The organism is Burkholderia sp. 567 (genome assembly GCF_040545115.1).
GTDB classification, from domain to species: Bacteria; Pseudomonadota; Gammaproteobacteria; order Burkholderiales; family Burkholderiaceae; genus Burkholderia; species Burkholderia ambifaria.
Genome location: NZ_JBEPLG010000002.1, coordinates 307,898 through 320,482, shown reverse-complemented (window position 1 = coordinate 320,482; position 12,585 = coordinate 307,898). Strand labels below are relative to the sequence as shown.

Here is a 12,585-nt window from a genome sequence, read left to right as displayed (position 1 = left end):
CGCGGCCGCTTCGGCCCGATAATGTGGCCCCCGCGCGGAAACGGAGGAGACGCTCCGCGCACCAGCCACGACCCGACCGGAGCGAACGCGGATGACCGACAAGAAGATGCAGCTCGACAAGATCGACCTCCGGATCCTCGACATCCTGCGTACCGACGGACGGATTTCGTACCGCAAGCTGTCGGAGCTCGTGAACCTCACGCCGCGTCCGTGTCAGGCGCGCGTGGAGCGGCTCGAGGCGCTCGGCGTGATCGAAGGCTACCGCGCGGTGATCAAGGCGCCGCGCGCGACCAAGCCGATCGTCGTGATCGCGCAGATCGTGCTGGCCGATCACGGGCGTTCGCAGGCCCCGTTCGAAGAAGAAATGCGGACCAATCCTGCCGTGGTCGACTGCTGGCTCGTCAGCGGCACGTTCGATTTTCTCGTGCGGCTCGCGTGCGAGGATCTCGACGAATACCGGCGGATCGCGAACGTGTGGCTGGAAAGCCCGCGGTTCCGGATCGAGAAGATCGTGACGACCGCCGAGCTGCAGGCGATCAAGCGCAGCATCGTCTGACGCGGCAGTGCGCGTCGGGCCGCCGGCATCGAACGAGCGGCCCGGCGGCCAGAACCGGTTCTCGAAGCGAATAACCGGGCCGATCGATTGGTATTCCGAATCAATTCGAGCGGCCCGATTCCAACCAGGGTGAATGCTATGGATGCTTTGCAAGCGGCAGCGCAGACGGCCGCGCCGTCCGGGACGGCGCTCAAGCGCCGGCTGCAGGGCCGCCACATCGCGATGATCGCGATCGGCGGCTCGATCGGCACGGGGCTGTTCGTCGCGTCGGGCGCGTCGGTCGCGCAGGCGGGGCCGGGCGGCGCGATCGCCGCGTATGTCGCGATCGGTCTGATGGTCTATTTCGTCGTCACGGGGCTCGGCGAGATGGCCGCGCTGATGCCGGTGTCGGGCTCGTTCGCGATCTACGGCGAGAAATACGTCGACGAAGGCTTCGGCGTCGCGCTCGGCTGGACCTACTGGTACAGCTGGGCCGTGACGATCGCGATCGAGCTGGTCGCCGCGCAGATCGTGATGCGCTACTGGTTTCCCGCGATACCGGGCGTATGGTGGGGTGCGGGGTTCCTGGTGCTGATCTTCCTGCTGAACACGCTGTCCGTGCGGGGCTTCGGCGAATCGGAATACTGGTTCTCGCTGATCAAGGTCGTCACCGTGATCGCGTTCATCGCGGCCGGGTTGCTGATCGCGGCCGGGCTACTCGGCAACGGACAGCCGGTCGGCTGGCGCAACTTCAGGACCGGCGACGCGCCGTTCGTCGGCGGCGTGCACGCGATGATGAGCGTCGCGCTGATCGCGGGCTTCTCGTTTCTCGGCACCGAGCTGGTCGGCATCACGGCCGGCGAATCGGAAAACCCGCGCAAGACGATCCCGCGCGCGGTGAAGCAGATCTTCTGGCGGATCATGCTGTTCTACGTGTTCGCGATCTTCGTGATCGGCCTGCTGGTGCCGTACACCGATCCGAACCTGCTGAAGAGCGACGTGACCGATATCGGTGTGAGTCCGTTCACGCTCGTGTTCAGCCACGCGGGCTTTCCGCTCGCGGCCGGCGCGATGAACCTCGTGATCCTGACGGCCGTGCTGTCGGCCGGCAATTCCGGCACGTATGCGGCCACGCGGATGCTGTACAACCTCGCGGCCGAGGGCCGTGCGCCCGCGATGTTCGCGACGCTGTCGCCGGGCGGCGTGCCGCGCAACGCGCTGTACGCGACGATGGCGGTGGGCGGGCTGTGCTTTCTCACGTCGCTGACCAACAACCAGAGCATCTATCTGTGGCTGCTCAATACGGTCGGCATCACCGGCTTCATCGCGTGGCTGGGCATCGCGGTCTGTCATTACCGGTTCCGCAAGGGCTTCCTGAAGCAGGGCTACCGGCTCGATCAACTGCCATACCGCGCGAAGTGGTTTCCGTTCGGGCCGCTGTTCGCGATCGCGATCTGCATCGTGATCTCGCTCGGGCAGGACTACCAGGCGTTCTTCGCGGCCCGCATCGACTGGCTGGAAGTGCTGTCGATCTATGTGTGGATCCCGCTGTTCGTCGCGATCTGGTGGGCGTATCGGCGCGTGCGCAAGAGCCGGTTCGTGCGGTACGAGGAGATGGATATCGGGCCGTGGCTCACGCGGTCGGTGGAGGCCGTCGATGCGGCGGTCACGCAACACGGGCAGCACGGGCAGTCGCGCTGAGCGGCGGGCGTGCGCCGCTCAGCGCGCGCGGGGCGCACGCGCCGGCCTCGCGATCGCGATCCACGAATGGCGCGAGACACGGACCGACGGTGAAGGGCGGCGCTCGACAGCCGTGGTCCGGCGTGAAGCGGCTGGCCTGACCGTGCGGCGACATCGTCCCGAGACGCCGGTCCGCGCCTGCATCGACGCTACTTGTCCAGCTCCGGATAGTGCCGGAAGATCCCCATGTCGTTGAACGGAATGCGGCGCTCGGACTCGAGATAACGCACGATCGGCGGATGCTGCGCGACGCGATCGTGCAGACCGACGAGTCCCTCGACCTTGCGCTCCGCGCGCTTCATCGCCTTCGGAAACGCGTAGCGCAGGCCTTCGATCAGCTGGAATATCGACAGGTCCGCGTAGCTGAGCGCGCTGCCGGCGAGATAGCCGCCCTTGTGCGGATTCTGCTCGCGCACACGATCGAAGTAGCCGAGATATTTCGGCAGCCGGTGCTCGAGGAAGTCGGCCGCGCGCTCGGCGGCCTCGGCCTTCTGGTCCTCGTAGTACAGGCCGCTGCCGATCGGGTGATGCGTGTCGTGGATCTCGGTGACGAAATCGGCGACGGTCAGCTGGAGCTGATGCACCCACAGTCGCCCGGCTTCGTCATCGGGCGCGAGCCCGAGCCGCGTGCCGAGAAACAGCAGGATGTTCGCGGCCTGTCCGACGACCACGTCGCCGGCCTTCAGGAACGGCGGCGCGAACGGCACGCATTCGTCCTTCGTGCTGTCCATCATGCGCATCATCGCCGACACGCCCATGCCGGGCCCCGATTCGCGCGCGACGTCGACATAGTCGGCCTCGGCCGCCTCGAGCGCGAGCCGCACGTATTCGCCGCGGCCCTGGATTTCGGGCCAGTAATAGAGTTCATATCGCATGCATTGCTCCTGTCCGGTCGATGCGGCGGGGGTGCGCGCATCGTGGTGGCGGGGAGGGCGGCCATGCGCCGCCCGTTGCGAATAGACAGTCTAGGAGATCGAGCGGGAAGTGCCGCGCGCGTCGCGTCAGGCGCCGCGCTCGCCGCTTTCGCCGCCTTCCGGGCCATGGAAGAACACCCAGGTCGAGAAGTCGTCGGAGAAGCCGGCGAAGCGGTGCGCCGCGAACGCGGGCACGAACAGCACGTCGCCGGCCGCGACGCCGCATTCGCGTCCGTCGAGGACGAACCGCGACGTGCCCGCGGCAATCACGTAGACCTCGTCGCGCGTATGCGGCGTTTGCAGGTCCTCCCCGCGCGGCCGGTACAACTCGATGTCGAGCGTGCCGTGGCGAAACAGCGTCGTGAACAGCGTGCCTTCAGCGTCGAGGCGGGCGAGCGAGTCATGGATGCCGAGCTTCATCGTCGTGGGCTCCGGATCGTGGTCGTGGGGACGTTCAGACGTGCGTCGTCCCATCGTATGCCGGAATCCGGCCCGGGGTGAACGCCGTTTGCCGGGTAATGCCGATACAGGTATTGGCACTACCAGCCAAACCACTGTTTTTAATGGGTTTTTTCGCGTCGCGCCTGCGCCGCGGCGCGTTCTGCGTGGCATAATCGACCGCATCCGCAAGGCTTGTAGTCACAACGACCCCGCATACCCATGGCACAGACTCTCTACGACAAACTGTGGAATACCCACGTCGTCCACACCGAGGACGACGGCACGGCATTGCTCTATATCGACCGTCAGCTGCTGCACGAAGTCACGAGCCCGCAGGCATTCGAAGGGCTGAACGTCGCGCATCGCCCGGTGTGGCGCATCAGCGCAAACCTGGCCGTGTCGGACCACAACGTCCCCACCACGGATCGCAGCCACGGCATCGCCGATCCGGTCTCGAAGCTGCAGGTCGACACGCTCGACGCGAACTGCGACGCGTTCGGCATCACGCAGTTCAAGATGAACGACGTACGCCAGGGCATCGTGCACATCATCGGGCCGGAGCAGGGCGCGACGCTGCCGGGCATGACGATCGTCTGCGGCGATTCGCACACGTCGACGCACGGCGCGTTCGGCGCGCTCGCGCACGGCATCGGCACGTCGGAAGTCGAGCACGTGCTCGCGACGCAAACGCTGCTGCAGAAAAAGAGCAAGAACATGCTCGTGAAGGTCGAGGGCGCACTGCCGCGCGGCTGTACCGCGAAGGACATCGTGCTCGCGATCATCGGTAAGATCGGCACGGCCGGTGGCACGGGCTACGCGATCGAATTCGGCGGCTCGACGATCCGCGCGCTGACGATGGAAGGCCGGATGACCGTCTGCAACATGGCGATCGAAGCCGGCGCGCGCGCGGGCATGGTCGCCGTCGACGACACGACGATCGACTACCTGAAGGGCCGTCCGTTCGTGCCGACCGGCGCGGAATGGGACCAGGCCGTCGAGTACTGGCGCGAATTCAAGTCCGACGAAGGCGCGCAGTTCGACCGAGTGGTCGAGCTGAACGCGGCCGAGATCGTCCCGCAGGTCACGTGGGGCACGTCGCCGGAAATGGTCACGTCGATCGACGGTCGCGTGCCCGATCCCGAGCGCGAGAAGGATCCGGTCAAGCGCGACGCGATGGAACGCGCGCTGGCCTACATGGCGCTCGAGCCGAACACGCCGATGGAGTCGATCAAGGTCGACAAGATCTTCATCGGTTCGTGCACGAACGCGCGCATCGAGGACATCCGCGCGGCCGCGTATGTCGTGAAGAAGCTGAACCGTCGCATCGCATCGAACGTGCGGCTCGCGATGGTCGTGCCGGGCTCGGGCCTCGTGAAGGCGCAGGCGGAGCGCGAAGGGCTCGACAAGGTGTTCACCGATGCGGGCTTCGAATGGCGCGAGCCGGGCTGCTCGATGTGCCTCGCGATGAACGCCGACCGGCTCGATCCGGGCGAGCGCTGCGCATCGACGTCGAACCGCAATTTCGAAGGCCGGCAGGGCGCGGGCGGTCGCACGCACCTCGTGAGCCCCGCGATGGCGGCGGCGGCGGCGATCGAAGGCCACTTCGTCGACATTCGCCAGCTGGGGTAACGCGTGACGGCATCGAAGCTCATCGCGCGGCTGGTTGCCGCGCTGGCGCTCGCGGGGTTGGGCTTCGGCCTTGCGGGCTGCAATACCGTCCGAGGCTTCGGCCAGGACGTCAATGCCGCCGGCAACGCGCTGCAGCGCGCCGCGGACTGACGCCCGCCAGGAATTTGTCGATGTGCGCCGGCAGACTGCCGGCCCTTCAACCGGATAGACGGATCATGGAAAAATTCACAGTGCATACCGGCGTCGTGGCGCCGCTCGATCGCGAGAACGTCGACACCGACGCGATCATCCCGAAGCAGTTCCTGAAGTCGATCAAGCGCACGGGCTTCGGTCCGAACGCGTTCGACGAATGGCGTTACCTCGACCACGGCGAGCCGGGCCAGGACAACTCGAAGCGCCCGCTGAACCCGGACTTCGTGCTGAACCAGCCGCGCTACCAGGGCGCATCGGTGCTGCTCGCACGCAAGAACTTCGGCTGCGGCAGCTCGCGCGAGCACGCGCCGTGGGCGCTGCAGCAGTACGGCTTCCGCGCGATCATCGCGCCGAGCTTCGCCGACATCTTCTTCAACAACTGCTACAAGAACGGTCTGCTGCCGATCGTGCTGACCGAGCAGCAGGTCGATCACCTGTTCAACGACACGTATGCGTTCAACGGCTATCAGCTGACGGTCGACCTCGACGCGCAGGTCGTGCGCACGGGCGACGGCCGCGAGTATCCGTTCGAGATCGCCGCGTTCCGCAAGTACTGCCTGCTGAACGGCTTCGACGACATCGGCCTGACGCTGCGTCACGCGGACAAGATCCGCCAGTTCGAAGCCGAGCGGCTCGCGAAGCAGCCGTGGCTCAACAACAAGCTGGTCGGCTGAGATTGCCTCCGGGCGGGCGCGCATGACGCGCGCTCGCCGACCCGCCACCACCACCTACCCAGTCAGGAATAACGCATGAAGATTGCAGTGCTGCCCGGCGACGGCATCGGTCCGGAAATCGTCAACGAAGCCGTCAAGGTGCTGAACGCCCTCGACGAACAGTTCGAACTCGAGCAGGCGCCGGTCGGCGGCGCGGGCTACGAGGCGAGCGGTCATCCGCTGCCGGACGCGACGCTGAAACTCGCGAAGGAAGCGGACGCAATCCTGTTCGGCGCGGTCGGCGACTGGAAGTACGACTCGCTCGAGCGCGCGCTGCGCCCCGAGCAGGCGATCCTCGGGCTGCGCAAGCACCTCGAGCTATTCGCGAACTTCCGCCCGGCGATCTGCTATCCGCAGCTCGTCGATGCGTCGCCGCTGAAGCCGGAACTGGTCGCGGGCCTCGACATCCTGATCGTGCGCGAACTGAACGGCGACATCTACTTCGGCCAGCCGCGCGGCGTGCGCGCAGCGCCGGACGGCCCGTTCGCCGGCGCGCGCGAAGGCTTCGATACGATGCGCTACTCGGAGCCGGAGGTGCGCCGCATCGCGCACGTCGCGTTCCAGGCCGCGCAAAAGCGCGCGAAGAAGCTGCTGTCGGTCGACAAGTCGAACGTGCTCGAAACGTCGCAGTTCTGGCGCGACGTCATGATCGACGTGTCGAAGGAATACGCGGACGTCGAGCTGTCGCACATGTACGTCGACAACGCGGCGATGCAGCTCGCGAAGGCGCCGAAGCAGTTCGACGTGATCGTGACCGGCAACATGTTCGGCGACATCCTGTCGGATGAAGCGTCGATGCTGACGGGCTCGATCGGCATGCTGCCGTCGGCGTCGCTCGACAAGAACAACAAGGGTCTGTACGAGCCGTCGCACGGTTCGGCGCCGGACATCGCGGGCAAGGGCATCGCGAACCCGCTGGCGACGATCCTGTCGGCCGCGATGATGCTGCGCTACTCGCTGAATCGCGCCGAGCAGGCCGATCGCATCGAGCGCGCGGTGAAAACGGTGCTCGAACAAGGCTACCGTACGGGCGACATCGCGACGCCGGGCTGCAAGCAGGTCGGCACGGCGGCGATGGGCGATGCGGTGCTCGCCGCGCTGTAACGCGCAGGGCGATGACGTACGGCAATTAATGTAGAAAGGGCGCGAACGGGCCATGAAATCGGCCGGTTCGCGCAGGGTTGGCCGTTGTGCGGCCAACCGGCTTTGTGTAGACTCGAACGATGGCGCTGATTTCCCTGATCTCCCCGGTCCTGAAACTCCACGGCAACACTGCCCGTGCGGGTACGCGCGCCATCGTCATCACGAAAACCATTACCACGAAAACGATCATTAAACGCTGATCGTCCGTCGTGCCCGCCTGTTTCCCCGCGCGGTCACGCCGGGGGCGGAAATGGCGGGGAAGCTCCATTCAAAGGGTTAGTCATGAACGTAGGTCTCGTAGGTTGGCGCGGCATGGTCGGCAGCGTGCTGATGCAACGCATGCAGGAAGAAGGTGATTTCGACCTGATCGAACCGGTGTTTTTCAGCACCAGCAATACGGGCGGCAAGGCGCCGTCGTTCGCGAAAAACGAGACTACGCTCAAGGACGCGACCAACGTCGACGAGCTGAAGAAGTGCGACGTGATCATCACGTGCCAAGGCGGCGACTACACGAACGACGTGTTCCCGAAGCTGCGCGCGGCCGGCTGGAACGGCTACTGGATCGACGCGGCGTCGTCGCTGCGGATGAAGGACGACGCGGTCATCATCCTCGATCCGGTCAACCTCGACGTGATCAAGGACGCGCTCGTCAAGGGCACGAAGAACTTCGTCGGCGGCAACTGCACGGTCAGCCTGATGCTGATGGCGCTGGGCGGCCTGTTCCGCGAGAACCTGGTCGACTGGATGACGGCGATGACCTACCAGGCCGCATCGGGCGCGGGCGCGCAGAACATGCGCGAACTGCTGTCGCAGATGGGCGCGCTGCACGGCGCGGTGCAGGAACAGCTCGCCGATCCGGCTTCCGCGATTCTCGACATCGATCGCCGCGTGCTCGCGACGATGAACAGCGATGCGATGCCGACGAGCCACTTCGGCGTGCCGCTCGCCGGTTCGCTGATTCCGTGGATCGACAAGGATCTCGGCAACGGGATGTCGAAGGAAGAGTGGAAGGGCGGCGCGGAAACCAACAAGATCCTCGGCAAGCCGGCGATGGGCGAGCCGGGCTCGATCCCGGTCGACGGGCTGTGCGTGCGGATCGGCGCGATGCGCTGCCACTCGCAGGCGCTGACGATCAAGCTGAAGAAGGATGTCCCGCTCGACGAAATCAACGGCATCCTCGCGTCGGCGAACGACTGGGTGAAGGTCGTGCCGAACGAGCGTGAAGCGTCGATGCGCGATCTGTCGCCGGCGAAGATCACCGGCACGCTGACGGTGCCGGTCGGCCGCCTGCGCAAGCTCGCGATGGGCGGCGAATACCTGTCGGCGTTCACGGTCGGCGATCAGCTGCTGTGGGGCGCGGCCGAGCCGCTGCGCCGCATGCTGCGTATCCTGCTCGACAAGTAAGGATCTGCGCGTGAAGCGAGACGCCTGCCAGCCCCTTGCGGGGCGGCAGGCGTTTTTCATTGGTCGGCGCCGGGCAGGGGCGGCGGCATTCGTCGGCGACGAATTCGGCCGGAACGCGATCGTGTGAAGTAAACTATGCGGTTACGACGCGCAGAGTCGCCAAAAGCGTCGCGTTCTGCGCGACGCTTTTGCATTTCTGCGGCGACTTTATTGACGCTTCCCTACGCGAATCCGAGCCGCGCCCGCGCGCGGCGATTGAGCCTACGATGTCCCGAATTTCCTTGTTTCCGCGTCAGTCCCGTCTGTCGCGCGCCGTACGTGGCGCGCTGGCGATCCTGGCGCTCGGCACGGCCGTGTCGGCCTGGGCGGCCGACACCGGCGAGTTGGCGGCGTCCGCCACCGGCGGCCCCGCGCCGCTGAACGTGACGGTCCAGCCGGGCCAGTCGTTGAACGACCTCGCAAAAGCGGCCACGCAGTCGCACGACCCGGCCGTGCTCGCGCGCGCCGGCCGTGCGCTGTTCGACGCCAATCCGCAGGCGTTCATGAAGCGCGACCCGAGCCGCCTGAAAGTCGGCGCGACGCTGACGGTGCCGGCGCTCGACGCGACGGGCGCGGCGCTCGTGCCGGCCGGTGCGTCGAGTGCTTCCGGTGCATCGGCGGTGTCAGCGGCAGCGTCAGCGGCGGTGGCCGCGTCCGGCACGGCCGCAGTCGCGCCGCATGGCGCGTCCGCGCCGCACCCGGGGTCGGCCGTGCAAAGCGCGCCGGCCGCATCGGCCGCGCACGCGGCGCCGGTCAGCGGTGCGAGCGTCGCGGCGGCAGCAGGGGCGTCGGCGCCGATCGGCGCATCCGCCGCGCATGGCGCGTCGACGGTCGAATCCGTTCAGCCGGCAGCGCCTGCGGCCGGCGCAAGCGGGCCGCACGTGTGGAGCGGCGCGATCCAGTCCGCACCGTCGTCCGCGAGCGACGCCGCTGCGCAGGTCGCACCGGGTGGCGCGGCGCAAGGCATGCACGAACCGTCCGCGGCGGCACCCGTCGCGGGCGCGTCGCAGCCACGGCCGTCGAGCCTTCAGCAACTGCTCGCGTTGAAGAACCGCGTGCTGATGGAGCTGCAGAAGCACGGGATCGGCAAGCCGGCCGACACGAACAACGTTGCACCGGCGCGTGCGCCGGCTCCGGCACCCGCTGCGCCGCGCCCCGCCGCGAATGATGCAGGTGCATCCGCTGCCGCGCCTGCATCGGCCGCGAGCGAAGCGGCGTCCGATGTGGTCGCCAGCGCGGCGCAGCCGGCATCGGCACCCGCGCAGCCGGCCGTGCCCGTCACGACCGCCGCGCCCGCGCGCGGTGCGGCACAGATCGATTGGCGTCCGACAGCAATGGCCGGTGGGGCCGTGCTCGTTCTCGCGGCCTGGTTCGCGTGGCGCAAGCGCCGGAAAGCGCGGCCTGCCGATGCGATCGCCCCGGAATCCGGCGGAGCGGCTGCCGTCGATGCCGGCGCATCGTCGTCGCCCGTCGAACCCTTGCCGCCGATCCTTCCCGAGACGCCGCTCGCACGCGACGCCGCGGCCGATGTGAACCTGATCGCGGCTACCGCGGCAGCGGCAGGGGCGGTCGACACGCATGAAGCCGAGGTCGCGTCGCCGCCGGAAACCGCGCAGCCACACGACGATCAACCGGAAGCCCCGCCCGCGCACACCGAGCTCGAGCGCGACGCAGCGCTGGCCTCGCACGACGTGAAGCCCGTCGCGGAAACGGCCGCGGACGAGCCGCTGCAAACGCCTGCGGCGCCTGCGACAAATGACGCCCAGCACGCGGCGCTGATGCAGAACGCGATCAGCGCGCTCAACAGCCTCGACATGCCGTTGCCGCCGCGTCAGGCGGACGAGCCGGCCGCACGGGAAGGGCAAGCCGAAAGCGAGCAAATCGCAACTAACGGTCAATCCGCGTCGCACGCGCCGGTTGGCGCGAGCGATCTGTCACCGAAACACCCGGCCGACCAGGACGACGAGTTCGATTGGGATCCGGATGCGGCAAGGCCCGCACCTCACGCGGGCGGCGCATCCGCGCCGTCGTCGCTGCCGCCGCTCGGCGGCGCGCAGTTCGGCGCGTTGAAACTGGATTTCGATCTCGATCTGCCGTCCGCGCCGGGGGCCGCATTGCCCGCGCTGACGCCGGAAGAGCTCGCGCGCATCGCGCGCAACAAGCTGGATCTCGCGTCGGAGTACGTCGAACTGGGTGATCTGTCGGGCGCGCGCACGCTGTTGCAGGAGGTGATCGACGCGAACGACGCCGCCACGCGCGACGATGCGCGTGCGCTGCTCGCGAAACTGGCGGACGAGGCGTAATGCGGATCGCGCTGGGAGTCCAGTACGACGGCGCGGCGTTCTGCGGCTGGCAGGCGCAGCCGCACGGCAAGACCGTGCAGGACGCGCTCGAGCGCGCGCTCGGCGAATTCGCGTGCGTGCCGTTGCACACGACGGTCGCGGGGCGGACCGATACGGGCGTGCACGGGCTCGGGCAGGTCGTGCACTTCGACACGGACCTCCACCGCACGGATTTTTCGTGGGTGCGCGGCACCAACGCGTTCCTGCCGTCGACCGTTTCCGTGCAGTGGGCGAAGCCGATGCCGGACACGTTCCATGCGCGTTTCGCGGCGTTCGAACGCACCTATTACTACGTGCTGTACGTGCATCCCGTGCGCTCGCCGATGCTGGCCGGCCGTGCGGGATGGATCCACACGCCGCTTGACGACGACGCGATGCGCGCCGCCGCCGCGCACCTGATCGGCGAGCATGACTTCTCGTCGTTCCGGTCGTCGGAATGCCAGTCGAAGACGCCGGTCAAACACCTGTATCAGATCGACGTGCGGCGCTCGGGCCACTTCATTCATTTTCGCTTCCGCGCGAACGCGTTCCTGCACCACATGGTGCGCAACCTGATGGGCTGCCTGGTCGCGGTCGGGCGCGGCCGCTATCCGGCGGACTGGCTCGCCGACGTGCTGGCCGGGCGCGACCGCAAGCTCGCCGCGCCCACGTTCATGGCCGACGGGCTGTATCTTGCCCATGTCGGCTACCCGGCGGAATTCGCCGTCCCGCCCGCGCAACTCGGCAGCGTGCCGTGGAGCAGCGTCTGGGCCGATCTGGACCTACCATCATGACGGATCACGCCGTGCCTTCTCCGACCTCCGCCGCGACCGGCCTCGCGCCGCGCACGCGCATCAAGCTGTGCGGCCTGTCGCGCCCCGAGGACGTGCTGCACGCCGCGGCACTTGGCGCCGACGCGATCGGCCTCGTGTTCTACCCGAAGAGCCCGCGCGCGGTGTCGATCGCGCAGGCGGCCGAACTGGCGCGCCTCGCGCCGCCGTTCGTGTCGGTGGTCGGGCTGTTCGTGAACGCGACCGAAGCCGAGATCGACGCAGTCGTGCGCGCGGTGCCGCTCACGGTGCTGCAGTTCCACGGCGACGAGACGCCCGAGCAGTGCGACGCGCTCGGCCGCGCGGCCCGCCTGCCGTGGTTGCGCGCGGTGCGCGTCGGCCCCTCGACTCAGCCGTCCGATTTGGTAGAATCGGCACTTCATTATTCGAAAGCGCGCGGCCTCCTGTTCGACACCCTGGTGCCGGACTACGGCGGTAGCGGCAAGGTCTTCGATTGGTCTCTTATTCCCGCAGAGCTCGCGCATCGGGCCGTTTTGAGTGGTGGCTTGAGCGCGCAAAACGTCGGTGATGCGATCCGCCAGTTGCGCCCGTTTGCTGTCGATGTCTCGAGTGGCATCGAAGTGGAGGGCGCGAAGGGCGTGAAGGATCACGCCCGGATGGCGGCGTTCGTACGCGCGGTGCGCGAAGCGGACGCCCGGTGATGCAAGAAGGTGCGCCCCCCGA

General features: G+C 67.5%; 13 protein-coding genes. 11 read left to right on the top strand and 2 right to left on the bottom strand.

Going from position 1 to position 12,585, the window contains the following annotated elements; all coding sequences use genetic code 11:
* The first annotated feature begins 91 nt into the window (after nt 1-91).
* Both ABIC50_RS06925 and ABIC50_RS06920 read left to right on the top strand, forming a co-directional pair.
* Nucleotides 92-556, top strand: a complete 465-nt coding sequence (locus tag ABIC50_RS06925) for an Lrp/AsnC family transcriptional regulator (RefSeq protein ID WP_354162595.1) — start codon at nt 92-94, stop codon at nt 554-556.
* Nucleotides 557-694: 138 nt separating this feature from the next.
* The gene (locus tag ABIC50_RS06920; RefSeq protein ID WP_354162592.1) at nt 695-2,236 is read left to right on the top strand and encodes an amino acid permease; all 1,542 of its coding nucleotides are present in this window, start codon (nt 695-697) and stop codon (nt 2,234-2,236) included.
* Nucleotides 2,237-2,424: 188 nt separating this feature from the next.
* Here the strand turns inward: ABIC50_RS06920 and ABIC50_RS06915 are convergent, their stop codons facing one another.
* Both ABIC50_RS06915 and ABIC50_RS06910 read right to left on the bottom strand, forming a co-directional pair.
* Nucleotides 2,425-3,150 carry a glutathione S-transferase gene (locus tag ABIC50_RS06915; protein WP_354162589.1) on the bottom strand — a complete coding sequence of 242 codons (726 nt, stop codon included), beginning with the start codon at nt 3,148-3,150 and terminating at the stop codon, nt 2,425-2,427.
* 126 nt (nt 3,151-3,276) lie between these two features.
* The gene (locus tag ABIC50_RS06910) at nt 3,277-3,609 is read right to left on the bottom strand and encodes a cupin domain-containing protein (protein WP_175659544.1); all 333 of its coding nucleotides are present in this window, start codon (nt 3,607-3,609) and stop codon (nt 3,277-3,279) included.
* A gap of 240 nt (nt 3,610-3,849) precedes the next feature.
* Between ABIC50_RS06910 and leuC the strand changes: the two genes are divergently transcribed.
* From leuC to ABIC50_RS06865, 9 genes are all read left to right on the top strand, one after another.
* Entirely contained in the window at nt 3,850-5,259 is a 1,410-nt protein-coding gene (leuC, locus tag ABIC50_RS06905) for a 3-isopropylmalate dehydratase large subunit (RefSeq protein WP_006754089.1), read from the top strand.
* Nucleotides 5,260-5,262: 3 nt separating this feature from the next.
* Complete coding sequence (locus tag ABIC50_RS06900) at nt 5,263-5,409, top strand: entericidin A/B family lipoprotein (RefSeq protein ID WP_011658379.1); 147 nt, start codon at nt 5,263-5,265, stop codon at nt 5,407-5,409.
* Nucleotides 5,410-5,474: 65 nt separating this feature from the next.
* On the top strand, nt 5,475-6,125 hold the full coding sequence (leuD, locus tag ABIC50_RS06895; protein ID WP_006754088.1) for a 3-isopropylmalate dehydratase small subunit: 651 nt from the start codon (nt 5,475-5,477) through the stop codon (nt 6,123-6,125).
* A gap of 75 nt (nt 6,126-6,200) precedes the next feature.
* Nucleotides 6,201-7,268: a 3-isopropylmalate dehydrogenase gene (gene leuB / locus ABIC50_RS06890; RefSeq protein ID WP_166725030.1), complete on the top strand. Its 1,068-nt coding sequence runs from the start codon at nt 6,201-6,203 to the stop codon at nt 7,266-7,268.
* Nucleotides 7,269-7,387: 119 nt separating this feature from the next.
* Nucleotides 7,388-7,507: a hypothetical protein gene (locus tag ABIC50_RS06885; protein WP_039319027.1), complete on the top strand. Its 120-nt coding sequence runs from the start codon at nt 7,388-7,390 to the stop codon at nt 7,505-7,507.
* Between the two features lie 82 nt (nt 7,508-7,589).
* A complete protein-coding gene (gene asd, locus ABIC50_RS06880; protein WP_006756674.1) occupies nt 7,590-8,711 on the top strand; it encodes an aspartate-semialdehyde dehydrogenase in 1,122 nt (373 codons plus the stop codon).
* A 266-nt stretch (nt 8,712-8,977) separates the two neighbouring features.
* A complete protein-coding gene (locus ABIC50_RS06875; protein WP_354162586.1) occupies nt 8,978-11,053 on the top strand; it encodes a FimV/HubP family polar landmark protein in 2,076 nt (691 codons plus the stop codon).
* Nucleotides 11,053-11,865, top strand: a complete 813-nt coding sequence (truA, locus tag ABIC50_RS06870) for a tRNA pseudouridine(38-40) synthase TruA (RefSeq protein ID WP_354162583.1) — start codon at nt 11,053-11,055, stop codon at nt 11,863-11,865. The genes ABIC50_RS06875 and truA overlap by 1 nt, the downstream gene beginning before the upstream one ends.
* Entirely contained in the window at nt 11,862-12,563 is a 702-nt protein-coding gene (locus ABIC50_RS06865; RefSeq protein WP_175760061.1) for a phosphoribosylanthranilate isomerase, read from the top strand. Before truA ends, ABIC50_RS06865 begins: the two co-directional genes overlap by 4 nt.
* The last annotated feature ends 22 nt before the right edge of the window (nt 12,564-12,585 follow it).

Excerpts from the sequence above, each read along its gene's own strand:
- ABIC50_RS06915 (WP_354162589.1), bottom strand. The coding sequence starts at position 3,150 with ATGCGATATGAACTCTATTACTGGCCCGAAATCCAGGGCCGCGGCGAA.
- ABIC50_RS06920 (WP_354162592.1), top strand. The coding sequence starts at position 695 with ATGGATGCTTTGCAAGCGGCAGCGCAGACGGCCGCGCCGTCCGGGACG.
- ABIC50_RS06865 (WP_175760061.1), top strand. The coding sequence starts at position 11,862 with ATGACGGATCACGCCGTGCCTTCTCCGACCTCCGCCGCGACCGGCCTC.
- leuB (WP_166725030.1), top strand. The coding sequence starts at position 6,201 with ATGAAGATTGCAGTGCTGCCCGGCGACGGCATCGGTCCGGAAATCGTC.
- ABIC50_RS06910 (WP_175659544.1), bottom strand. The coding sequence starts at position 3,609 with ATGAAGCTCGGCATCCATGACTCGCTCGCCCGCCTCGACGCTGAAGGC.
- ABIC50_RS06925 (WP_354162595.1), top strand. The coding sequence starts at position 92 with ATGACCGACAAGAAGATGCAGCTCGACAAGATCGACCTCCGGATCCTC.
- asd (WP_006756674.1), top strand. The coding sequence starts at position 7,590 with ATGAACGTAGGTCTCGTAGGTTGGCGCGGCATGGTCGGCAGCGTGCTG.
- ABIC50_RS06875 (WP_354162586.1), top strand. The coding sequence starts at position 8,978 with ATGTCCCGAATTTCCTTGTTTCCGCGTCAGTCCCGTCTGTCGCGCGCC.
- leuC (WP_006754089.1), top strand. The coding sequence starts at position 3,850 with ATGGCACAGACTCTCTACGACAAACTGTGGAATACCCACGTCGTCCAC.
- ABIC50_RS06885 (WP_039319027.1), top strand. The coding sequence starts at position 7,388 with ATGGCGCTGATTTCCCTGATCTCCCCGGTCCTGAAACTCCACGGCAAC.
- truA (WP_354162583.1), top strand. The coding sequence starts at position 11,053 with ATGCGGATCGCGCTGGGAGTCCAGTACGACGGCGCGGCGTTCTGCGGC.
- leuD (WP_006754088.1), top strand. The coding sequence starts at position 5,475 with ATGGAAAAATTCACAGTGCATACCGGCGTCGTGGCGCCGCTCGATCGC.